General features: G+C 52.6%; 21 protein-coding genes and 1 riboswitch. Of the genes, 7 read left to right on the top strand and 14 right to left on the bottom strand.

Annotated elements, in window-relative coordinates:
- Positions 1–2: 2 nt before the first annotated feature.
- Positions 3–1,370, bottom strand: a complete 1,368-nt coding sequence (gene dalD, locus OGV50_RS15590; protein WP_200090818.1) for a D-arabinitol 4-dehydrogenase — start codon at positions 1,368–1,370, stop codon at positions 3–5.
- 210 nt (positions 1,371–1,580) lie between these two features.
- Here dalD and OGV50_RS15595 point away from each other — a divergent pair, with 210 nt between their 5' ends.
- The gene (locus OGV50_RS15595) at positions 1,581–2,522 is read left to right on the top strand and encodes a sugar-binding transcriptional regulator (protein WP_200090819.1); all 942 of its coding nucleotides are present in this window, start codon (positions 1,581–1,583) and stop codon (positions 2,520–2,522) included.
- Here OGV50_RS15595 and OGV50_RS15600 read toward each other — a convergent pair.
- A complete protein-coding gene (locus tag OGV50_RS15600) occupies positions 2,519–3,550 on the bottom strand; it encodes a LacI family DNA-binding transcriptional regulator (protein ID WP_199976157.1) in 1,032 nt (343 codons plus the stop codon). The genes OGV50_RS15595 and OGV50_RS15600 overlap by 4 nt on opposite strands.
- A 163-nt stretch (positions 3,551–3,713) precedes the next feature.
- Here OGV50_RS15600 and OGV50_RS15605 point away from each other — a divergent pair, with 163 nt between their 5' ends.
- Together OGV50_RS15605 and OGV50_RS15610 are read left to right on the top strand one after the other, a co-directional pair.
- Positions 3,714–4,463, top strand: coding sequence for an SDR family oxidoreductase (locus tag OGV50_RS15605; protein WP_024130189.1), 750 nt, complete (start codon positions 3,714–3,716; stop codon positions 4,461–4,463).
- 11 nt (positions 4,464–4,474) lie between these two features.
- Positions 4,475–6,082, top strand: coding sequence for an FGGY family pentulose kinase (locus OGV50_RS15610; RefSeq protein WP_115181410.1), 1,608 nt, complete (start codon positions 4,475–4,477; stop codon positions 6,080–6,082).
- Positions 6,083–6,143: 61 nt separating this feature from the next.
- Here the strand turns inward: OGV50_RS15610 and fbaB are convergent, their stop codons facing one another.
- Positions 6,144–7,196, bottom strand: a complete 1,053-nt coding sequence (gene fbaB / locus OGV50_RS15615; RefSeq protein WP_012131665.1) for a class I fructose-bisphosphate aldolase — start codon at positions 7,194–7,196, stop codon at positions 6,144–6,146.
- A gap of 252 nt (positions 7,197–7,448) precedes the next feature.
- Here fbaB and OGV50_RS15620 point away from each other — a divergent pair, with 252 nt between their 5' ends.
- From OGV50_RS15620 to OGV50_RS15630, 3 genes are read left to right on the top strand one after another with little or no spacing between them, the layout of a single operon-like run.
- Positions 7,449–8,726, top strand: coding sequence for a nucleoside permease (locus OGV50_RS15620; RefSeq protein ID WP_047462559.1), 1,278 nt, complete (start codon positions 7,449–7,451; stop codon positions 8,724–8,726).
- On the top strand, positions 8,723–9,727 hold the full coding sequence (locus OGV50_RS15625) for an ADP-ribosylglycohydrolase family protein (protein ID WP_047462557.1): 1,005 nt from the start codon (positions 8,723–8,725) through the stop codon (positions 9,725–9,727). Before OGV50_RS15620 ends, OGV50_RS15625 begins: the two co-directional genes overlap by 4 nt.
- Positions 9,724–10,689, top strand: coding sequence for a PfkB family carbohydrate kinase (locus OGV50_RS15630; RefSeq protein WP_115614695.1), 966 nt, complete (start codon positions 9,724–9,726; stop codon positions 10,687–10,689). Before OGV50_RS15625 ends, OGV50_RS15630 begins: the two co-directional genes overlap by 4 nt.
- Here the strand turns inward: OGV50_RS15630 and OGV50_RS15635 are convergent.
- Genes OGV50_RS15635 through thiM form a run of 3 tightly spaced genes read right to left on the bottom strand, consistent with a single transcriptional unit; the run spans position 10,663 to position 13,039 of the window.
- Entirely contained in the window at positions 10,663–11,409 is a 747-nt protein-coding gene (locus OGV50_RS15635) for a GntR family transcriptional regulator (protein ID WP_012131660.1), read from the bottom strand. The two genes, OGV50_RS15630 and OGV50_RS15635, sit on opposite strands and share 27 nt — an antisense overlap.
- A gap of 44 nt (positions 11,410–11,453) precedes the next feature.
- Positions 11,454–12,254: a bifunctional hydroxymethylpyrimidine kinase/phosphomethylpyrimidine kinase gene (thiD, locus tag OGV50_RS15640; protein ID WP_047462552.1), complete on the bottom strand. Its 801-nt coding sequence runs from the start codon at positions 12,252–12,254 to the stop codon at positions 11,454–11,456.
- Complete coding sequence (thiM, locus tag OGV50_RS15645) at positions 12,251–13,039, bottom strand: hydroxyethylthiazole kinase (RefSeq protein WP_200090821.1); 789 nt, start codon at positions 13,037–13,039, stop codon at positions 12,251–12,253. Before thiM ends, thiD begins: the two co-directional genes overlap by 4 nt.
- A 31-nt stretch (positions 13,040–13,070) precedes the next feature.
- Positions 13,071–13,168, bottom strand: a riboswitch (TPP riboswitch).
- A 390-nt stretch (positions 13,169–13,558) separates the two neighbouring features.
- Here thiM and OGV50_RS15650 point away from each other — a divergent pair.
- Positions 13,559–14,230, top strand: a complete 672-nt coding sequence (locus OGV50_RS15650; protein WP_286488617.1) for an EAL domain-containing protein — start codon at positions 13,559–13,561, stop codon at positions 14,228–14,230.
- Between the two features lie 23 nt (positions 14,231–14,253).
- Here OGV50_RS15650 and OGV50_RS15655 read toward each other — a convergent pair whose 3' ends face one another.
- The 8 genes from OGV50_RS15655 to OGV50_RS15690 form a co-directional block, all read right to left on the bottom strand.
- Positions 14,254–14,469, bottom strand: coding sequence for a hypothetical protein (locus OGV50_RS15655; RefSeq protein ID WP_286488618.1), 216 nt, complete (start codon positions 14,467–14,469; stop codon positions 14,254–14,256).
- Positions 14,470–14,541: 72 nt separating this feature from the next.
- The gene (locus OGV50_RS15660) at positions 14,542–15,567 is read right to left on the bottom strand and encodes a major capsid protein (protein WP_286488619.1); all 1,026 of its coding nucleotides are present in this window, start codon (positions 15,565–15,567) and stop codon (positions 14,542–14,544) included.
- Positions 15,568–15,578: 11 nt separating this feature from the next.
- Positions 15,579–15,908 (bottom strand): hypothetical protein, encoded by a 330-nt coding sequence (locus OGV50_RS15665; protein WP_286488620.1) that lies wholly within the window; start codon positions 15,906–15,908, stop codon positions 15,579–15,581.
- A 630-nt stretch (positions 15,909–16,538) separates the two neighbouring features.
- Positions 16,539–18,692 carry a chemotaxis protein gene (locus tag OGV50_RS15670; RefSeq protein ID WP_286488621.1) on the bottom strand — a complete coding sequence of 718 codons (2,154 nt, stop codon included), beginning with the start codon at positions 18,690–18,692 and terminating at the stop codon, positions 16,539–16,541.
- On the bottom strand, positions 18,692–19,165 hold the full coding sequence (locus OGV50_RS15675) for a hypothetical protein (RefSeq protein ID WP_286488622.1): 474 nt from the start codon (positions 19,163–19,165) through the stop codon (positions 18,692–18,694). The genes OGV50_RS15670 and OGV50_RS15675 overlap by 1 nt, the downstream gene beginning before the upstream one ends.
- A 19-nt stretch (positions 19,166–19,184) precedes the next feature.
- Positions 19,185–19,709: a hypothetical protein gene (locus OGV50_RS15680; protein ID WP_286488623.1), complete on the bottom strand. Its 525-nt coding sequence runs from the start codon at positions 19,707–19,709 to the stop codon at positions 19,185–19,187.
- Positions 19,710–19,724: 15 nt separating this feature from the next.
- Complete coding sequence (locus OGV50_RS15685) at positions 19,725–20,654, bottom strand: DUF6945 domain-containing protein (RefSeq protein WP_286488624.1); 930 nt, start codon at positions 20,652–20,654, stop codon at positions 19,725–19,727.
- A gap of 364 nt (positions 20,655–21,018) precedes the next feature.
- A complete protein-coding gene (locus OGV50_RS15690; RefSeq protein ID WP_286488625.1) occupies positions 21,019–21,447 on the bottom strand; it encodes a hypothetical protein in 429 nt (142 codons plus the stop codon).
- Positions 21,448–23,184: the final 1,737 nt, after the last annotated feature.

A 23,184-nucleotide genomic window follows, 5' to 3' on the forward strand; every position in this document is an offset into this window, starting at 1 on the left:
TCTCAGTTAATCAGCGTGTGAACAGCGGCGATTTTCTCGCGCAGCAGCGCGGCGAAATCATCACGTTCCGTCAGGTCGCCAAACAGCGCTTTATCACTGGCATACGCCGCGATCGGATCGGCGGATTCAAACATGGCATGTACCGCTGGCGCATCCAGAATGCCGTCCTGGTATTCATAAGGCAGCGTGCCCTTGTGCCACTGCTCCATAAAGACGTAAAACAGTGCGGGCAGCATAGCGGTAGCGTTCGGCCGCGCACCGCGCTGATAGCACTCGCGCAGCGTCGGCGCAATCATCGCCGGGATTTTCGAGAATCCGTCGGCGGCAACGCGCTGGTTGGTATCCTGAATATGCGGGTTGGTAAAACGCTTAAGCACCACATCACGATAGGTCGGGAGATCGATGCCGTTATCTCCCAGGCAAGGGATCACGTCTTCCGTCACGTAGCGGTCGGCAATCTGGTAGATAAAGTCCGTCAGGGTGCTTTCATGAATATACTGCTGGCCGATTAACGTACCCGCCCACGCAATGCAGCTATGTGATGAGTTGAGGATGCGGATTTTTGCCTCTTCATACGGGATAACAGACGTCACCAGCTCCACACCGACATTTTCCAGCGCAGGGCGCACATCGCGGAAACGATCTTCAACCACCCACTGGATAAAGGTTTCGCCCATTACCGGCGCTTCATCATCAATGCCCGTCTGCGCTTTGATACGCGCCGGAAGATCGGCTGCCGGACGCGGCGTGATGCGGTCCACCATCGTATTCGGGCAGGTCGCATTGGCGCTAAGCCAGTCAATCACCGCCTGTTTGCCGGTCAGCTGTAAAAACTCAACCAGACCATCGTGGAACCGTTCACCGTTGTGACGCACGTTGTCGCAGTTGAGCAGCGTCAGCGGCCCTGCGTTATTGGCCATACGCGCTTCCAGAATGCGGGTAATGACGCCGTAAATCGTTTTACAGCCGCCGTTGAGATCGCTCGCCAGATCGGGGTTATTCACTTCCAGCTTGTGGCTGGTGTTCAGGTAGTAGCCCCCTTCCGTCACGGTAAAAGCAATCACTTTGGTCTGCGCTCTGGCGCCTTCGGCAATCAGCGGCTGCAAATCCGCCTGCCACGGCAGCAGTTTCTGAATCGACGTGATCTCTTCGTACTCACGTTCGCCCTCCGGGCTGACCGTTTCCAGCATATAACGACCGTTTTGCGCCGCCAGCGCCTGCACAACGTGCTCGGCGTCATTGCGAATATTGCCGGCGGCAATGTGCCAGCGCGTATCGCCGGAAGCGATCAGACGATGCAGATACCACGCCTGATGGGCGCGGTGAAAAGAACCTAAGCCAATATGAAGCCATGTGTATTGATCGTTCATTGTTCTGCTCTCCAGTGAGGTTATGCCTGCACTCTAGTCGATCATTTGTATTAAATAAGAGCCGTAGATCACAAAAGAGCAATTGTTCTATAAAATTACAAATGACCACAAAAGAGCAAAGAGCTTGCCTCAATCCTGAGCACCCGCCAGAATGACCTTATCGGTTGAGGGAAATTAACGCCCCCAACGCCACTCTTAAGGTAGGGAAACGTGAGCAAAGAAGATGACATCAGGCTGGATCAGAAAGTCCGGGCCGCATGGATGTACTACATTGCGGGTTTAAACCAAAGTGAGATAGCCAGCCAGCTTGGGACGTCAAGACCGGTGGTACAACGCCTTATCGCTGCGGCGAAAGAGGAAGGCATTGTTTCGATTGGTCTGCACCATCCTGTCGCGAACTGCCTCGATTACGCGCAGCTTTTGCAGGAAAAGTATCAGTTAATTAACTGCAATATTGTTCCCGCCTACAGCAGCGAAAGCACCCTCGACAGCGTAACCTTTGGCTGTTATCAACTGATGGCCCGCTACTTACAGGGCGACAAACCGACGGTAGTCGGCATTGGTTCCGGGTTGACGCTGAAAAAAACCATCAAACGCATTGATTTCGACAGTCGCAATACGCGCTGCGTGGCGTTGATCAGCGCCATGAACGAACACGGACAATGTAACTATTACGACGACGTCCCGCTGTTGCTGGCACGTAAAATTCAGGGCAAATATTACCAGTGGCCCGCACCACGCTATGCGCAATCCTGTGATGAATACGAGATGTGGTGCACCAGCCGTCTGTTTTGCAACGTCTCTGCCGTCGCCGAAGCGTCGGAGGTCATTTTTGTCGGCATCGGCGCGCTGGGGAAACAGAGTCCTATCTTCAAAGACGGTTTTATCAATGAGGCGCAACTGGACGAATTGACCGCGCGCGGCGGCGTAGGAGAAATACTTGGCCGCTTTATTGACGCAGACGGCAACGTAGTAGATAGCCTCATCAACCGCTACATCACCAGCTACGATATACGCCAGAGCCAGTGTCCGCGTATTGCGGCGGCCTGCGGTGAAGATAAGCGCCCTGCTATCCTCGCCGCACTGAAAGGCGGCTGGATCAACGGCCTGGTCACCGATGAACATACCGCGCGCTGGTTGCTGACGCGCTAACGCGCCATGTTCTGGCTGGCGATCAATTCTGGCGGGATCTCAATACGACGTATTGTGGTGTCGCCGGAATCCACAATCTCAAACACTTTGTCCAGCATGGCTGGCACATCCTGGCGCACCATATCGATATCATGCCCCAGCAGAGAGACAAACGGGTCCCAGTCAAAACAACCCATTGGCGGCTGATGGCTTCCCGTCTGCCCGTTCTGCGCCAGCCAGCGCACCACCCCTTCGAGCGAAATTGTCGAATTAACAAACAGCCCCGGCAGCGGAATATCAGGCGACGGGTAGACCGATTTCAGTAGCCCTTCCACCCTTGCGGAAGAATACCCCGTAACCAGTTGCTGCGTTTCCGGCACCGTCAATCCATGCGCTTTATGCGCGTCGAGGAAGCCGCGCAAGCGTTCGGCGGTGTTATTGTCGGTGATTCGCCCCCCCACAAACGTCAGCGGAGCCAAAACGCCATACCGCTTTTGGCTGCTGGCGAGAATGCTTTCCGTCAGCGCTTTAGCCCCCGCATAGTTATCCGAAATAATCGACGGCGCCAGCGTTCCGGGCAGATCGAGGTTCAGCGTGGGCACACCCGCCTGATGACACATCTGCGCGATCTTATCCGGGTGCGTCGCCCCGGTGGCGATAACCCAGTCCACCTGCCAGGAGAGCATCGCCCTCGCCGCTTCAACCTCCAGATCCGGTTGACGCCGCGTACAGGTAATGATGGGCAGCAGCCCCCTGGCACGCGCCATTTCTTCAAACTTTTCAGCAATGGAGCCAAAGTAGCGGTTGTCGTATTTCGGGACAATCATCCCGATGACATTCGATTTCTTACTGCGAAGCAGGCTGGCCTGTCGGTTCACCGCATATCCCTGCTCTTCAGCAATCCGGGTCACCTTCTCCGCCAGCTTTGCGCTAATGCGTCGCTTCTTCCAGTTGCCATTCAAAATTGCGCTCACCGCGCTGGCGGAAACCCCGGTTAACTCAGCCAGGTCGTAGATGGTTGTTTTCTTCGTTTTCTCAACGCGCGTCACAAAATCGCCTCTTCATTTTGAATGTCTCTTGCTGAGGAAATAAACAAGTGCTAGATCAGCTTCATCGATTGAGCAATATGCTTCACACGCCAGTCAGAACGCCCCGTTCTTCGCGCAGAAGCAAATACACCTTAAAAATCACCTATGCATAAAGGATTATAAAATGAATCACTCTGTCCCCTCCATGAATACTTCCCTCAACGGCAAGGTTGCAGCCATTACCGGCGCAGCCTCCGGTATCGGCCTTGAGTGCGCGAAAACCCTGCTTGCCGCAGGAGCAAAAGTGGTCCTGATCGACCGCGAAGGCGAGAAGCTGAAGAAAATCGTCGCGGAACTGGGCGATAACGCGTTTGCGCTGCAAATCGACTTGTTCAATACCGGGCAGGTCGACAACCTGCTGGCAGGCATTATCGAGCTGGCCGGTGGGCTGGATATTTTCCATGCTAACGCAGGCGCTTACATTGGCGGGCCGGTCGCCGAGGGCGATCCTGACGTCTGGGATCGCGTACTGAACCTCAACATCAATGCCGCATTTCGCTGCGTCCGCGCCGTATTGCCGCATATGATTGCGCAAAAATCCGGCGATATCATTTTCACCAGTTCTATCGCTGGCGTTGTACCGGTCATCTGGGAACCTATTTACACGGCCTCCAAATTTGCCGTTCAGGCCTTTGTCCATACAACCCGCCGTCAGGTGTCCGAACATGGCGTACGCGTCGGAGCGGTGCTGCCGGGGCCGGTAGTGACCGCGCTGCTGGACGACTGGCCGCAGGCGAAAATGGAAGAAGCGCTGGCAAATGGCAGCCTGATGCAGCCGATCGAAGTCGCAGAATCGGTGCTGTTTATGGTCACTCGTTCGAAAAACGTCACTGTTCGCGATCTGGTTATCCTCCCCAACAGCGTTGATCTGTGAGGAAAAGCGCCATGAACAGCTTACAGAAAACCGTTATCGGCGTGGATGTTGGTTCAGGCAGCGTCCGCGCAGGCATCTTCGACCTGAGCGGCACGTTGCTCTCTCATGTCACGCAAAAAATCACGACCACTCACCGGAGCGGCAGCCGCGTGGAGCAGTCCAGCCAGGAGATCTGGCAGGCCGTTTGTCACTGCATCCGGGAAGCGCTCAGGCAGTCCGGCGCGGCGCCGGAAAGCGTGGCGGGGATCGGTTTCGACGCCACCTGCTCGCTGGTGGTTCTGGATAAAAACGGCGCGCCGCTCCCCGTGAGCGCCGAAGGCGATGCGGCGCAAAACATCATCGTCTGGATGGACCATCGCGCGACTGAACAGGCTGAACGCATTAACGCCAGCCAACATCCGGTGCTGAACTATGTCGGCGGGAAAATCTCACCGGAAATGGAAACGCCTAAGATTTTATGGCTGAAGGAAAATCGCCGCGAGGTGTACGAAAACGCATGGCAATTTTTCGACCTTGCAGACTTCCTGACCTGGCGCGCCACCGGCGACCTTGCCCGCTCCATCTGTACAGTCACCTGCAAATGGACCTGGCTTGCTCATGAAAACCGCTGGGACCCGGACTATTTCCGCACGATCGGGCTGGCAGAACTGGCTGATGACGAGTTTGCCCGCATCGGACAGCGCATCGTGCCACCGGGTACGCCCTGTGGCGACGGTTTAACCGCGCAGGCGGCGCAGGAGATGGGCCTGCCTGCGGGCACGCCGGTCGCCGTGGGTCTGATTGACGCCCATGCGGGCGGCATCGGGACTGTCGGCGTTGAAGGCGGCGCCCTCAATAATATGGCATATGTGTTTGGCACCTCATCCTGCACCATGACTTCAACGAACGATCCCGTTTTCGTTCCCGGCGTCTGGGGGCCGTATTACAGCGCGATGGTGCCAGGGCTCTGGCTTGTTGAGGGAGGGCAAAGCGCCGCGGGCGCGGCTATCGATCAGCTATTGGCGTTTCATCCCGCCGCCGAAGACGCGCGGAAACTGGCGCAGGAGGCAGGATTACCGCTGCCGGTTTATCTTGCCGATCGGGTGTCAGAAAAAGCGCCGCAGGCGTCGGACGCCGTCACGCTGGTGGCGGGTATTCATGTTGTACCGGAGTTTTTAGGCAACCGCGCGCCGTTTGCCGACCCGCACGCACGCGCCGTTATTTGCGGATTGGGTATGGAACGCGATCTGGACAATTTACTGGCGTTGTATGTGGCGGGACTGTGCGGTATCGGTTACGGTTTGCGGCAAATTATTGATGCGCAGAATGCCTGCGGCGTACGGAATAAAAATATCGTGATTAGCGGCGGTGCGGGTCAGCATCCTCTGGTGCGGCAACTATTAGCCGATACCTGCGGACTTCCGGTATTAACCACCCAGTGCAGCGAGCCCGTTTTATTAGGTTCCGCAATACTTGGCGCCGTCGCCGGAAATATTTCCCCCTCGGTTGCCGAGGCCATGAAGCAGTTTACGCATGTGGATACCTGTTATTACCCACAGACAGCGTATCAGCCATTGCATCATCGTCGTTACGAGGCCTATAAGCAGTTGCAACACATGGCGAAAATGCTCAGAGAGTGATTTTTGCGCCGTCCTGATAACCAATACCCCTCCCCGAAAACCTGGGGAGGGGTACGTGACATCAGGCAATCGTCACTTTATTGTCCAGGTAGACGTCCTGCACGGCGTTAATCAGTTTCACGCCATCCGCCATTGTTTTCTTGAAGGCTTTACGCCCCAGAATCAGGCCCATGCCGCCCGCGCGTTTGTTGATAACCGCAGTACGCACAGCGTCGCTGAGATCGGTCTCACCGCCCGCCGCGCCGCCGGAGTTAATCAGCCCCGCGCGCCCCATATAGCAGTTGGCTAACTGGTAACGCACCAGATCGATAGGGTTATCGCTGGTCAGCTTGCTGTAAACACGATCGTCGGTGTAACCGAAATTCACCGCCTTATAGCCGCCGTTATTTTCCGCCATTTTTTGTTTGACGATATCTGCGCCAATCGTCGCCGCCAGGTGGTTAGCCTGCCCGGTCAGGTCGGCGGAAACGTGGTAATCCACGCCGTCTTTTTTAAATGCAGAGTTACGCAAGTATGCCCACAGGACGGTCACCATCCCCAGCTCATGCGCACGTTCAAAAGCGGCGGAAATCTCTTCAATCTGACGACGCGACTGCTCAGAACCGAAGTAAATGGTCGCGCCAACGGCCACGGCGCCCAGATTGAACGCTTGCTCAACGCTGGCATAGAGCGTTTGATCGTACTCCGTTGGATAGCTCAACGTCTCGTTGTGGTTCAGTTTGACGAGGAACGGAATGCGGTGCGCATAACGGCGTGAAACCGATGCCAGTACTCCATACGTCGAGGCCACGCAGTTACAGCCTGCTTCAATAGCCAGTTCGACGATATTCTTTGGATCAAAATAAAGCGGGTTTGCGGCAAACGACGCCCCGGCAGAATGTTCAACGCCCTGATCGACGGGCAGAATGGAGAGGTAGCCCGTTCCGGCCAGACGTCCGGTATTATACAACGTCTGCATGTTACGCAGTACGGCAGGCGGACGATTGTTATCAACCATCACGCGGTCTACGTAGTCATGTCCGGGTAAATAAAGTTGGTCAGAAGGAATGGTCATACAACGATGCTGTAAAAGGCTGTCGGCGTCTTTGCCAAGCAACTGCGCAATATCAGTCATAGCTATGCTCCCGTAAGTTCCGATTGAGTACCGGAATGTGGATTGTCCTGACCCGCGTTTTGCGGGCAGCAATAAGCCTGGTACCGACCGGCCATTTTTTCCATCTATAGCGCATTTTTCAGCGCTATCTGCTGGCACGTTTCAGGTACGAAAAAGTGTTACAGCAGTCAAATTTACGCCCCAAAGGTATTTAAAAGGTATTATTAAGTGGTACTGTCATCATGTACCTTACCTGTCATGAAGGATTTAACGATGAAAACTACAGTGAAACTGTCGTTCATGATGTTCGTGGAGTGGTTTATCTGGGGCGCCTGGTTCGTCCCCCTCTGGCTTTGGCTGAACAAAAGCGGTTTTAGCGCCGGAGAAATCGGCTGGTCTTACGCATGTACCGCGATTGCCGCCATTCTCTCGCCGATTCTCGTCGGCTCACTGACTGACCGCTTTTTCTCCGCACAAAAAGTGCTGGCGGTGCTGATGTTCGCAGGCGCAGTCCTGATGTATTTCGCCGCGCAGCAAACGACATTCGCCGGGTTCTTCCCGCTGCTGCTGGCCTACTCCTTAACCTATATGCCCACTATTGCGCTGACGAACAGCATCGCCTTCGCCAACGTGCCGGACGTCGAGCGCGATTTCCCACGCATTCGCGTGATGGGCACCATTGGCTGGATCGCATCCGGGCTGGCGTGCGGCTTCTTACCGCAAATGCTGGGCTATAACGATATCTCGCCAACCAATATTCCGCTGTTGATCACCGCAGGCAGTTCCGTCCTGCTGGGCGCTTTTGCGTTCTTCCTGCCGGATACGCCGCCAAAAAGCACCGGCAAGCTGGACATTAAAGTTATGCTGGGGCTGGATGCGCTGATCCTGCTGCGCGATAAAAATTTCCTGGTCTTTTTCTTCTGCTCGTTCCTGTTTGCGATGCCGCTGGCGTTCTACTACATCTTCGCGAATGGCTATCTGACGGAAGTCGGCATGAAAAACGCCACCGGCTGGATGACGCTGGGCCAGTTCTCCGAAATCTTCTTTATGCTGGCGTTACCCTTCTTCACGAAGCGCTTTGGCATTAAAAAGGTCTTACTGCTTGGTCTTATCACTGCGGCAATCCGCTACGGCTTTTTTGTTTACGGCGGCGCGGAAGAATATTTCACCTATGCCCTGCTGTTTCTTGGCATTTTGCTGCACGGCGTCAGTTACGACTTCTACTATGTTACGGCCTATATCTATGTCGATAAAAAAGCGCCTGTGCATATGCGTACTGCCGCTCAGGGGTTGATCACCCTCTGCTGTCAGGGGTTTGGCAGCCTGCTGGGCTACCGTCTCGGCGGCGTGATGATGGAAAAAATGTTTGCCTATAAAGAGCCGGTAAACGGCCTCACCTTCAACTGGGCGGGCATGTGGACATTCGGGGCGGTGATGATCGCCGTGATTGCCGTGTTGTTTATGATTTTCTTTCGCGAATCCGACAAAGAGATCACTGCGATTAAAGTGGACGATCGCGATATTGCGCTGACACAAGGGGAAGTTAAATGAAAGCTGAACGTATTCTCGGTGCCCTTTATGGGCAGGCGTTAGGGGATGCGATGGGAATGCCGTCGGAGCTATGGCCCAGAACGCGCGTAAAAGCGCATTTTGGCTGGATTGATCGCTTTCTGCCCGGCCCTGCGGAAAATAACGCGGCCTGCTATTTTAACCGCGCTGAATTTACTGACGATACGTCGATGGCGCTGTGTCTGGCGGATGCGCTGCTGGAGCGCGACGGGCAGATCGACCCGGACCTGATTGGCCGTAACATTCTGGACTGGGCGCTGCGCTTTGACGCCTTTAATAAGAACGTTCTTGGCCCAACGTCGAAAATTGCGCTGAACGCCATTCGTGACGGCAAGCCCGTTGCTGAACTGGAAAACAACGGCGTGACCAACGGGGCGGCCATGCGCGTTTCCCCACTGGGGTGCTTGCTTCCGCCACGCGATCTGGATGCGTTTATTGATGATGTAGCCCTGGCCTCCAGCCCGACGCATAAGTCAGACCTGGCTGTTGCTGGTGCGGTCGTTGTGGCATGGGCTATCTCACGCGCGATTGAAGGTGATTGCTGGTCTGATATTGTCGATTCGCTACCGGCTATCGCCCACTATGCGCAGCAAAAACGCATCACGACCTTTAGCGCCTCGCTCTCGGCTCGCCTGGAGATCGCACTGAAGATCGTCCGTGACGCGAACGGCATTGAATCCGCCAGCGAGCAGCTTTACCAGGTGGTTGGCGCGGGCACCAGCACCATTGAATCGGTGCCCTGCGCCATCGCAATGGTCGAGCTGGCCAACACCGACCCTAACCGCTGCGCCATTCTGTGCGCCAATCTCGGCGGCGACACCGACACCATTGGGGCGATGGCAACGGCGATTTGTGGCGCGCTGCACGGCGTGGAGGCCATCGAGCCTGCGCTGAAAGACGAGCTGGACGCGGTAAACCAACTGGACTTCATGCGCTATGCCACCGCGCTGGCGCGCTATCGCCAGCAGCGGGAGGCGGTATGAACACAACGCGCCTGCGGGCGTTGCTGCCCGATTTAGCCCGCCGCCAGCCGGTGACGGTCGTGGGCGCTGCGGTCATTGATGTGATTGCCGATGCTTACGCGCTGCCCTGGCGTGGCTGCGATATTGAGCTTAAACAGCAAGGCGTCAACGTCGGCGGCTGCGCGCTCAATATCGCCGTCGCCTTAAAGCGTCTGGGGATTGAGGCCAGTAATGCCCTGCCCCTCGGTCAGGGCGTATGGTCAGACATTATTCGTCATCGCATGGCGAAAGAGGGGTTACACAGCCTGATCGACAACGCAGAGGGAGACAACGGCTGGTGTCTGGCGCTGGTAGAACCGGATGGCGAACGCACGTTTATGTCGTTCAGCGGCGTTGAGAACCAATGGAATGCCGACTGGCTGGCGCAGTTGACAATTCCGCCCGACAGTTGGATCTACTTTTCCGGTTATCAACTCGCCTCGCCATGCGGCGAACTGCTGGTGAGCTGGCTGGAAGGGTTAGAGCGCGTGACGCCGTTTATCGACTTCGGGCCGCGAATCGGCGACATTCCCGACCCGTTAATGACGCGGATTATGGCCTGCCATCCGCTGGTATCGCTGAACCGTCAGGAGGCAGACATTGCTGCCGAACGGTTTGGCTTTAGTCATGAACCTAACGCGTTTGGCGCCGCCTGGCTTGCGGCGTTTGCCTCACCGGTTATTGTCCGCCACGATAAAGACGGAGCATGGTATTTCAGCCAGCAATCATCCGGCTGCGTGCCCGCATTTGCCACAACGGTCGTCGATACCATTGGCGCAGGAGACAGCCACGCGGGAGGCATGCTGGCCGGGCTGGCATCCGGCTGGGCGCTTGCAGACGCGGTGCTGCTGGGGAACGCGGTCGCCTCCTGGGTGGTAGGCCATCGCGGCGGCGATTGCGCGCCAACGCGCGAGGCGCTACTCCTCGCACACAAAAACGTATAGATCGCTGCGACAGTAGCTGATGCTGTATTCAATGGGCCGCTGTTGCTGGTCAAGCGCCACCTGCTTGATCACCAGCACCGGCACTTTGCTGTCCATCTGAATATGTGACTGAAATTCCGCATCCGGCATGCGCGCGCTGACGCGAGAACGTGTACGTTGCGGGAAGATATGCTGGCTGCGGAAATAGTCATACAGCGAGATCCCGATGGCGTCCGCATCATGAATCAGGTGCGCAGGCACCCAGGACTCCTCAATGGACACCGCATCCTCATCCACATAACGGATACGTTTGAGCAAGAACACATCGCTGCCTGCGGCGATCGCCAGCTGCTGCGCCACCTCATCCGGGCATTTCACTACCCGCTTGTTGACCCACAGGGTATCCGGCTTTTTACCGCGCAATACCACCTGCTGCGAAAAGCCGCGCGCCTCTTTCAGGGAATATTCGAAGATGTTGTTAATCTGCGTTCCGTAGCCACGGGCGCGGGTTACGACGCCTTCTTCTTCCAGCGCCTGCATTGCCTTGCGCACCGTAATACGCGAAACGCCGGTCAACTGGCTGAGATCGCGCTCGCCGGGCAAAATGTTGCCATGCTCAAGAATCCCGCTGCGAACGGCATTTTTGACCGTCTCGGCAAACTTCCTGTACAGCGGCGTGTTATCCACCGCGGCAATTCGTTCATTCAGTTGCGCGATAAGCCGGGTATGCGCTTGTTCCATTTATCTTTTTCCAGGCCGACAAGTCTGGGATCAGTATACTACCATTACCACCACGCGTGGAAATGATGTACCGGGCCAATCCCCTCGCCTACCTCCAGCGTATCCGCCTGGGCTAACGCCGCCGAAAGCCAGGTTTTTGCTTCCTGTACCGTATCGGCCCAGTTGCTATGGCGCGGGCGCAGCGCCGCCAACGCCGCCGACAGCGTACACCCGGTGCCGTGGGTATTTTTGGTCATCACCCGTGGGGCGGTAAAACGCTGCTCCCCTTCACGGGTAAAGAGCCAGTCCGGGCTTTGCGCATCATCCAGATGACCACCTTTCATCAGCACGGCGCCACAGCCCAGCGCCAGTAGCGCACGCCCTTGTTCCAGCATTTCCTGTTCCGTGCGGGCGTGCGGCGCATCCAGCAATGCCGCGGCCTCCGGCAGATTCGGCGTGATAATCGACACCTGCGGCAATAACCGGCTGCGCAACGTCTCCACCGCCGACGGAGAAAGCAGCGGATCGCCGCTTTTCGCCAGCATCACCGTATCCAGCACCACGTTTTGCACCTGGTGACGCTGCAAACGCTCTGCAACAGCTTCAACAATATCCGTTTCCGCCAGCATACCGATTTTGGTGGTGTCGATACGCACATCGCTGAAGACAGAATCCAGCTGCGCTGCGACAAAATCGGGCTCAATGCGGTACACCGACTGCACGCCGCGGGTATTTTGCGCCACCAGCGCCGTAATGACGGAGCAACCATACGCGCCCAGCGCCGAAAAGGTCTTCAAATCGGCCTGAATCCCGGCGCCGCCGCTTGGGTCAGTGCCTGCAATGGTTAACGCGTTAATCCGTTTCATACCTGCTCCTCCGCATTAAGGTGATACAGCGCATCAAGAAAAGCCGGAATAAAGCTCCCGGGCCCCTGACTGCGTTCGGCAGCGATCTGCCCGGCCTGTTTCATCCAGCTACAGGCTGACGCCACATTGTCCAGCGTATTTCCCGGCAGCGCGCAACTGGCCGCCACAATCGCAGATAAGGCGCATCCCGTCCCGACAACGCGCGTCATCAGCACATCGCCGCCGGTAACGCTGACGGTACGCTGCCCGTCGGTGACATAATCCACCTCCCCCGTTACCGCAACGACGGCCCCCGTCTGACGCGCCAGCGCCTGAGCGGCCGGTAACGCCGATACCGCCGTATCGGTGGTATCCACTCCACGCCCGCCCGCCGCTAATCCAGCCAGGGCGAGGATCTCCGAGGCATTGCCGCGTATTGCCCTGGGCTTAAGAGACAGCAGTTCCAGACAGAAACGGCGGCGATAATCGAGCGCGCCAACCGCCACGGGATCAAGCGTCCAAGGGGTTTTCGCTATATGGGCCTGCTCTGTCGCAGCGCGCATGGCCTCCGCGCGCGACCGGGTCAGCGTGCCGACGTTAATCAGTAACGCACTGGCGATAGCAGCAAACTGGCGCGCCTCTTCGGGCTCAATCACCATCGCCGGTGAGGCGCCTGATGCCAGTAATGTATTGGCGGTAAAGTTCTGCACGACGTCGTTCGTCATACAGTGGGTCAGCGGAGAAAGGATACGAAATTGTTGTAAGGTATGGGCCGCAAGCGCGCGGCTGTGCAGGTCAGGCTGCATGGTTCAGCTCCTGCCCGCGTGAAGAAGGGACACGAGCAGTGTCAGACTTCCCTACGCTGGCATTATCCAGATCAGGTAATACGGGTATGTCTCAGCCCTTCGTGAAAAGGGGCACCCCGAGTCATTTAAAACAAAATCAAAAACTTGCGATTAACGTCCCGTTAATCCCTGTTCTGGATCATGCCAGCGGAAAGCCAAAGACTCAACCCTAAAAAATACTCTGTGTCCCAGCTTGTGTCTCAAGTTGTATCCCACATTCAAACGACAAAAAGGCCGGATTGCTCCAGCCTCGTTTAGTTGTGATCTTTCGCTGTTTCGAACCCGTAGTTATGTATGTGATGAAGAAACCTGTTCGGCTTCACCAAACCCAAGAATAATCCCAAAATTAAATTTATCATATATATCAAATATATGCATTTATCGTTTTTATCGATCATTATTTTGTTATTGATCGTTATTATTGATCGATTGTTTTTAAAAGAGCATTATCAGTCTGTTATGACCACATGGATTGCTCAAATGAACATCGAATTCGTCGCAGAACCAATAGTCAATCTTGATGAAAAAATGCTTGGTGTAGAGTTACTGACACGCTTTACAGATGAAAACGCGCGCGTGATCAGCCCTGAATGGGTTATCGCTGGCTGGTCTGCTGAACTAAAGCGTTCATTTCTGAATGAACAGTTCAGCCAGATTAATCACCATGCGCAATGGTTTGATAAGCATGGGCTATTCTGTTCGGTCAATATTGATCACACGATGGCTGTGCTGTTACTTAACGATGCGGTTTTACAATCCTCTCTGGAGTCATTCCCGTTTGTTACTCTGGAAATCACTGAACATTTCCCCAACTTAGAACAAGGCATACAAAACCCGGTACTTCGTGGACTGAAATCTGAAGGATTTAGCCTGTGGCTGGATGATTTAGGTGCGGGAAATGCGAATGTTGCAGCCCTTGTGAGTGGCTGTTTTGATGTTGTGAAGCTTGATCGTTGCTTTTTCAGAGAACAGATACAAAAACCCATATTTTCTATACTAATCAGTAACATCAAGAAATATTGCAACAAAATAGTCATTGAAGGTGTAGAAGACCGACAATACATAAACCTTTTACGAGGTGAAGATATCTGGGGACTGCAAGGGTATCTTTTCAAATCAGCCCCTTTTCATAGGGTTGAGACATTGCTATAAAAAAGCCGGGATTGACCCGGCTCTTATGTTTTCAGTTTTCGTTGTCTCTGTTCGTTGAGGTAATGCTTGATAGCCCCCTCAAGCCCTAGTCGCTCGACCTTATCGAGAAATGAAGAGCGCGGAATACCTCCTAGCGCCCTGCATAGGCCACTGACATTAATCAGTTCGTTATCATCCAGCGTTTTAACGTGAGAGATAACCAAAGGCACTCCCCCAACACCTGAAATTGTAATTCTCATATTGTATCCCCTCTTCATCTATAAATGCGGCGGGGAGCAAATCGCTCCCCGAAATCCGTTGTTGATCGCTACTTACTCACCCGTTGAGGTGGTTAGTTTGGTAATCATCGACAGGTCGTAGATGAGCGGCAGAACGCCAAACTCAGACATAACGGTTTTGTTACCCAGGCGGTCATCAAAGCTGTACTGGAAGAACTCAGCGCGTGTACCTGCTGCGGTAATCTTCGCATTACGTGAGGCAGGACCGGAGACAACTTCCAGTGGGGTATGGTCTGACGGAATAATGTTGTCAGCAAATACCGGAACCATTACAGCGCTACCAGCAGGTAGATAATCTTCGTAGCCGATAACGTTAACGAAGACCAGACCGTCCAGTTCAAAAGCGCTAAACGCCGGGAGGTTTGCCCGTACAGCACTATTAAACAGGGTGGACTGAGGCAGAACGCCGTGGGCTACTAAAGTGCGGATTTCTGCGTGGTATTTCACTGACTTATAGAAAGTCGGATCACACAGAACCACGATACCTTTGAGAGCCTTAACCCAGCCGCCCAGATTGACACGTAGTGCAGTTGCGGCGGTGTCTAGCGACTCCAGCGGACCAGTTGAACCAACATCGATCACAGCACTGGAATAATCTTCTCCAAACTCTTCAGAGAAATCGACAACCTGTTGCTGTGTGTACGGCGCGTTAACAACACCAGTAAACAGTGCCCTGGCGAGTACATCCTCTTTTGTGGTGCGGAACTTCATATACTGGCGGATTGATTCATCACTAACCAGCTCGTCCATATTCTGCTGGCGCTGCGTACCGGGGCGGCGAATACCCTGGAACATGCTCGCATCGACCTCGCCAGATAGCACCCAATGTGGAATTTCCAGGAGGCGGTTCAGGCTCAGATCACGTTCTGAGCCAACTAGCTCCGTGCCGTACCTATTCACAGACTCCGCAACGGAGATCTTGCCCGCCCGTAGGTCGTCTGTTTCAATTTTTGGTGTATCGCTGTGCTTTTCCTGGAAGATGCCTAATTCCTGAATCAGGAAATTATTTCCGAAGGGTTTGGTGAAAACACCAGTAAAATCGTTATATTTAAAATCCATTTTTATTCTCCTTATTCAGAGATACGATTCAGGCCGCTGGCCTCAATTTGGGTAATAGCATTCGCAACTGCGGTTGCATCGGTGCCAATCAATCCGGCGCGGTTCAGAACACAACCACGGTCAACCACAATCACAGGGACATTTGATCCTGCCTTGTGGCTATCTAGTGCGATTAACAGACCACTGCCTGACTCATAAGCGGTGCCATCACTGGCTAGTAAAGTGCCAGGAACAGTATCAACTGTCAGCGTAGTGAAAATGCGGGTCTTATGTGAAAACACCGGATCATCACGGTAGATCACAACATCACGGAATGAGCGATCTTCTGTTGCTACAATCATTATTAACTCCATACGTTTATAGTTTTTGAACGTCTGACAAATCCGCCGGACGAGAGGCAAGAAAAACGCCAGTTAAGACGCTTAAACTTATGCTTTGTTATTTGTCAGAAAAAATCCTGGGCGAGAATGACCCGCCCGGACGTAGGAGAAATAACGATGATGTTATTGATTTCTGACAGTAGGAAAGTTGCCTGAAGTAATGAGCCTCTGGCTCACCCACTAATTGCGGGCAGGAATGAGGGAGCACAGCAGCGGGAGACCTCATATCTTCGCTGCCGTGCTCAATGCCAGTTTGCATCAAGGCTGATGACCGGAGGAGAGCCGGATTTAATGGCAAATCCAGACCAGAGGCCCAGACTTTGTACGCCCTAAGGCGAATCTTTTGTAATGTACCGCCCATTGGCAAACGTCCAGTGAGAGGCTGGGAGCGACACATCACAAAAGAGGCTCCACGGTGTCACAGAGCCTGCTTTATAGAAGGGAATAACATTTGGCTGTTGTAATTCACCTTGTATATTATTTTAACACGAATGATTATCATTTGCAACAACAAAAACAATAACATGGCGAATTTAACGGCCCTCTCTCGTGTGGCCAATTTACTGCGTCATTTTTGACGGGACGATGATTTTAGTCTGCAATCCCAAGGATGAGGTTATTCTGCGCCTGGTTGTTTTCCCTTATCTTGGTATCAACCAGCCCTGCGATCTTATCGTCATGGACAAACACATCCATCTGCTGATTAATGTTCGCTTGCCCTGTCAGTGTGACTGGGATCACCTGTCGCAGCGTCATGCTGTCAATTGTCGGAACCGTAAACGTTGGTTGCTGAGGTGTTGGATAGTTCAGACCAGGAACATTCAACGCTAGCGCTGGATCGTTATACGCCGTGCCTGAGCCAATATTGCTCGGTGCTGAACTATCCAGCCACGGATAAATCTGCTTAAGCGTTTGACCGATGCTTCGAGGATCAAAACCTGTCTTCTGCTTAATCCAATCGGCGGTGCTATTTGCAGAGTCATCCACAACGGTGTTGTAGACTGCATCCGGCAGTGTCGCACCCTCGTTAACACGTTGGCCCACCCGTCCGGCAAATAACAACATATCAGCAGTCGCCTGACCTACAGCCTTCCCCAAACTATCCATAATAGGAACGAGGCCAGCCATACCTTTGCTAAAGCTGGAAGTGTTCTTGCCAACCTCTCCCAGCCCATCAGCAAAACCTGAGCTAAAAATATCACTCAACGAATCATTGATCCTGGAATATTCAACAGAGAGAGCACCCAAACGGTTTAACTGTTCCTGTTGTGCGTCTGACAGGGCGTAACCATTACGGGCGAGGTCATCCATGCGTTTCTGAACAGCGTCACCACCGTCTACAAAGGCGGGTAAAACCTTGCTCGCATCGTTGATACTTTCTGCAAACGCAGCCGTTTCCTTACTAGAAAATTTGAACTGACGGGACAACTGAGCCAGGTAAACCATTGCGGTGTTAAAATCGAGCTTGTCTAGCTCCTTAATAACGCGCTTCGCCGTCGCTGCATTGGATTTGCCAGCGATGGCATTGATAAGGTCGCCTAGTTCACCACCACCGGACAACGTCGCTTTGCCGCTCTTGTCGGTCTTCCAAATCCCATTGGCGGTTAATTGACCAACTTTATCTCTATAGTCAGCCTGGAAATCCAACATTTTATCTGGGGAAATGTTAAAGCCGGTCTTATTTGCAACAACATCACGCACCGCTTCATATTCAAGGCGTGAGATGCCTTGAGACTGTAGAGTTTTCATCTGTTGGTTGCGTTCAACACTGCCCTGTAGTGTCTGACCAACACGAGCAACCCCCATTGAGCCAATCAGGGAACCACCTGCAATTACACCAGTAGCAGCGAGGCCACCATAACCACGTTCGCTACGTTCACTGGTCAGACGTTGAGCATTGATGCGCCCTGCTCGCTTGGCTTTCGCTTTATCTTTAACAATCTGGCGGTTAATACGTGCCTGCCGCCTGGTTTCCAGAGTCGCTTTAGCAAGTTCATGGCGCATTTCTGCGATGGTATAACGCTGCTCGGAGTATCCCTTGGTAGCCTCTTTGATTGCCTGCACAGCTTTCATCTTGTCAGCCAGGCTAGCGCCTTCGATATGACTGATAGTTAAACTGGCACGGCGCAGAGTATCGTATGCAGTGCTCTGGCGTTTCAGACTGGCCTCTTTCTCATGCTGACGCTTCTCCTCCAGGGCCATCGCCTTTTTGGTGGCTGCGATGTCAGCAGCAACAGCGCCGTGACCACGGTTCATCGCTGCATTTTGACGTGCCACCAGAGATGGATCGGAGTGAACTCCAAGCATGTTGGGATTGTAGGTCATCGCTCGTGATCTGGCTGCGGCCTGCACTTTTGCGGATATATTGGCTAAACGGGCATTCTCCGCTTGTTTCTGCTCCTGCTGAGATAACTGGCGAGCCTGAAGTGATGTCATTTTATTGGCGTGGGCTACTGCGTCCCGCTCCATTTTGGCCTGTATCTGAGCTTGTTTCTGTTGCTGTTTTGACAATTGTTCAGCCTGTCGAAGTTTCGCAGTCTGGGCTTTCGCTGCGGCTAGTGCTGCTTTGCCTTCACTCTGGGCGGTTCGCTTCTGAGCTTGCTCCAGCGCTTTAGCGGGTTTGGTGGTTAACTGCTGAAGTGACAGAATTTTCTTCTTCGCTGCTTCGTAACTAGAGCGGGAAATTTCCCAGCTTACAATATTGACGGTGCTCGTCACTATCTTGTTGGTTGCTCCACTACTCATTACACCCCCTGCTGCTTGATGATATTGCCGTAACGACCAGGATCGGATTTTGCGAGTGCAGCAGCCGCTGCTTTAGCTTTCGCCAGCATTTCAGGATCGATATGGTCAGCGGTATGTGAGACAACCGGACGGCTATCCGCACCCAACGATTTTTTAATCCGTTGTTCAGCACCAAAGGTGTCTCGCATTGGCGAGAGGGCTTCGCCCCGTTTATCCTTGGGTGTTTCAGCCGGGGCTGATTTGAGCAACTCCGGATGTTGATCCAGAAAGTTATCGGTGACGCTCTTCAGATTGTCCCGCGCCTTTTCCAATGCATACTGTTCTGCTGACATGCCATGCATAGCGGCAAAAATCCGATCTCGGATGCTTAGTGTCATTTTATGGTATCTCCAGAGTAGGATTAGCCCGCCGATCAGGACGTGACGAAGCGCCAGCCAGACAACGGGCAGGTAAAAGATGTAATCAAGGTTCAAGGGTTCCCCGGCAACGGGATTAGTGCAGCGACAGCGGTTTATATTTGGCCGTCGCCTTGCGCTGAGCAGTCTTCTGGTACTCGATAAATAGCGGGTTATCTGCTGGCGGTATTCGAGAGTTTATTTCCTCCTCCTTCACACCAGATTTCCGCAGGTATTGGACTACGGTATAAAGCGGTAGGTCCAGGAATCGGCAGATTTTTTCCAGACTGTCTCCACGACGTAACATATCGACAGCAATATTTTGCATATCGCACTGGCGGCGATTGCTGATTTTCCGAAACCGGGGATTGTACGAAACAGCTAACTCCTGAACGGCTTTCAAAGGTAACCGTGTTCTGAGCGCAACCTCGTTAACACCCAAACCAATCACCAACAGGTATTTTGCGTAGCGTAATTGCACGATAGGGTCACGTTTGACCAGACCGGATTTTAGCCGTTTCGAGAGTTTTGGGGATTGTTTCTGGGAAAGTGCCTGAACGTATTCAATCAGACGTTTGGTTTTATCATCTGCGGTCAGTTCACCGCTAACGTGTTCACACAATTGTTCCTCCAATTGTTAAAACGGATATTCTTCTGACTCTTCCTCTTCTTCTGTTTCTTCTTCGTCAGAGGCTGTTGAAGGGGCAGATGGTTGTGGTTCTGGTTCGGATTGACTATCAAAGAGCGGGTTTATAATCTCCAGCGCTCTCCATATCTCATGCTTCTCCTCTTCTTCAGACGTTGCACCTCGTGAACGCGCCCATGCTTTCGCCTCAGGAACTAAGTCACCATTACCTTTAAACGGAGCACGGAACCAAGCAGGCCTGCCATTATCATTGCTGCCGTTATCAGGCTGATCATTCAGTGATGAATCATCATTGGCAGGTACATCAGCATCGACAGGAGCATCCACAGGAGGTACGCCGTCTGGCTTTCCAGCAGCAGGCGCGGCAGTCTCAGAAGCCACAGTAGTAGGTTGTTCGTGATTTTGTTGCTGTACGCCATTTTCGCTCTCCTCGATTTTTGGCTGTTCTGCTTTTTTCTTTTTAGGCGTTCCGCGCGGCTTCTTCTTCTCTAATGTGCGAATGAGCATTCCTTCAGCCAGTGGCCCACCACTGATCGATTCAGGGCCGTAGAAAAGGAGGTTGTCGGATACTTCTTCTAAAGGGATCACTGTATGGTGAAAACGTTTGTGACCGTAGGAATCACGCTCCTGCTCCTGAGATTTAACCAAGCCGAGTCTGTTTAAAACCTCAATCCTGGCAGCAATCCAGCGGCGATCACGCCCTTTAAACTTACGGCCCATGCTCTCTTGCGATTCAAAAAACGGCTTTCCGCGATCCTTATAGCTCTCGTACTGGTCACGCATGTAACCATGCAATGTTTCAATGCAATCAGGGATTTCAATTTCTTCCCCTGTGTCCTGGCGCACGATGTGCGTGGAATGCAGCAAGCGCTTATAGAAAAAAGCGTATTTCTCAGTGTTTTCTGTCTCGTTCTGGCTCATGTTGTTCTCCCTGTGGGTTCGTCTGTGGTAGTTCGTTGCGTTTCTGAATGTGTTTCGCCAAGTTCTGGCACATGTTCCGGATCATCCTGGGAACTGGCATTCCCAACCGATCCGACTCTTCGCGTAAAATTGCATATGTTTCATCGTCTAGTGACAGCTTCAAGTTCCCTCCGAATGCATAAAAGTTATCGATCCTGCTATCGCGGTGGCGTTCCGGTCTTGATTCCCCGGCTTCAAATGCCGGAATACAGAATCAAGATGAACCAAAGGTTCACCCGTAGGGCCTTGCGATCAGGAGTAAGAAGCCGTGTTTCGGCGATTTCGTTTGGTGGCGTTGCTGCCAACGGAGTAAAGAAGAGAATGGTTATTCGGTTGCGGTCAGTTCGGGAATGGGTTTTCCGGTAATGCCTTCGAGTTCACCGCCAGACTCAATCATCTTAAGCAGAAGGATCTGCTCATTCATCAGACCGATGCCGTGGGAGGCGTAATAGACACGCCAAGCAGAAAGCACAGGTTCAATGATTTCCATAACATCACGGCCTTTTGCCAACTCATGGCTGTAAGGCTTCAGGATATCCCGGATGATTTTTGCATTCTTAGCCTGCTGACGCAGACCTTTGATGATATTCATGGCTTCACGAGTTGCCGGGTATAGTTTGTCTGCTTTCCTGGAACCGCCAACGCGGGTTCTGAAACTGCGAAGATTTACTAAAGAAGTGATTTTGTTGTCGATTGCAGAAACAATCTCTGAGGCGGTAGCGTTCGAAAAGTCGAACAGGACTGGTTTTGTCATCTAATCTCCTATGTTGTTTTAATGTTTCCTTTTCTCAAGGTATGAATATATTATGTCATAAATCACACTTTTTGTCAAGTTTTTTGTTGCATCATAAATAAAAGTGTGATAGTAACCTTTTGAGCTGGGCCGCATAATTCCATAAAGCAACATACAATGTCATTAGCAATTTGTGCTGAATGTAATTATGTGTATTGCATTCTTATTTAAGATGGTAAATAATTCAAGGTTACATAAATCGCCTATGACTCGTTCTAAGCGATTCTAGGCCGTAGGCAGTACCTATGGGTTACCTCCACCGTTTAAACGCCGTGTAGCGTGTCTGATGCGCTCTGTGAGCCTCCTGTGAAGTCTGAGGGGGGCGCCGCCCCTCCCAGAGGGGAGTTACGTCGCGTTTAAAGCTCCTGACTGCATCGCAGTCGTTCACATTGGACTGACGCGCTTGCGCTTGTCTTCCACACATGCTGGCAGAGCCATTGGGTAACCCGACACACAGAACAGCAACCGGAGGTTGTTGTGATGGGCTATGGAGGGTTAGAAGGTCACGAGATGACGGGTCTGTTTACGTCATCGAAGAGAGCTTCTTACCACACACATATCTGAAGTGGCGGAGCCGTTCACATAACATCAACACGACCAACAATTGAACGCATGTTCAATCTGTCTTCTGATTTTCTTCTTTATAGTGATTCATGTACTAACTTTGTACGTGGGTTTTAGGTTTTGAAGTTACTTTGTAATGATTATTACTTTGTTATTGATTCATGTACAAACTTTTGATTCATGTACAAACTTTTGATTCATGTACAAACTTTGCTAAAAGCCATGTACAAACTTTGCTAAAATCCCCTCTGACAGACGACACCTCGCGATCCGGTCACCAAGTGATGAACGATAACGCTCACCGCTATGCGGCCTTGCCGTTAGCTTTTTTATAAAGATCGTGTTTTAGGTTTTTTATCTTTATTATCTAGTTCTTTATTATATCGTAGGTCGTTTTTGTCACCCCTCCCCCTACGTTTTTGGCAGGGGTTGGTCGCTTCTTAATCAGTTCATCCTTGGGGATGGTGCGCCTCGCCAAGCTGTAAATAAATGCCGGAAAATTCAACTTTAATCGCTGGCATTTCGCCTTAAATGCGTCGTGATGTCACTGGCTAGCTTGTGGGATGTGATAACCGTTATGGTGTAAGGTATACAACGAAGCCAGTAATGACGCGGCCTCGGCAGATCTGTCACTCGTGGTGTGGCTAAACACAATCACCGATCCGCCCTCTCAAGCCGAAAAAATTAATTTTCTTCGAAAAAAACAATGAAAAACCGTCCATTTCTAGGCCTGTGAGAGCCTCTCAGCGTGGCGCTGTGCTATCGGTCTGTCAGTTTACAATTGTGTGGAGATGACGCCGTTACGGGCTTCTGGTATCGCCTATGGCGATTAGCAACAAGGTTGCTAACCCGGCAACGGGTAATGGTGGAGCTACGGGGCTATTGGTGGGGAAGTTTACAATAGTGTGGAAAAGGTACGGAGCAATGACGCTTAGGCCAAGAGAATATCACCTGGTGCTGCTGGTTGTATGGCCTGTTGTTCAACATCGGGTGTCTGTGTTCCAGCAATCTAACTTACACAATGTGAAAGTGTAACTTAGTAAGCCTTTGATTCTTATATATTGTATTGTGGATGAAAGCTAATTACGTGTCAAAACACCCCATTATGCACTATCTATGCACGTTCTATTCACC

The sequence above is a fragment of the Citrobacter sp. CK180 genome (assembly GCF_030333655.1).
GTDB classification, from domain to species: domain Bacteria; phylum Pseudomonadota; class Gammaproteobacteria; order Enterobacterales; family Enterobacteriaceae; genus Citrobacter_B; species Citrobacter_B koseri.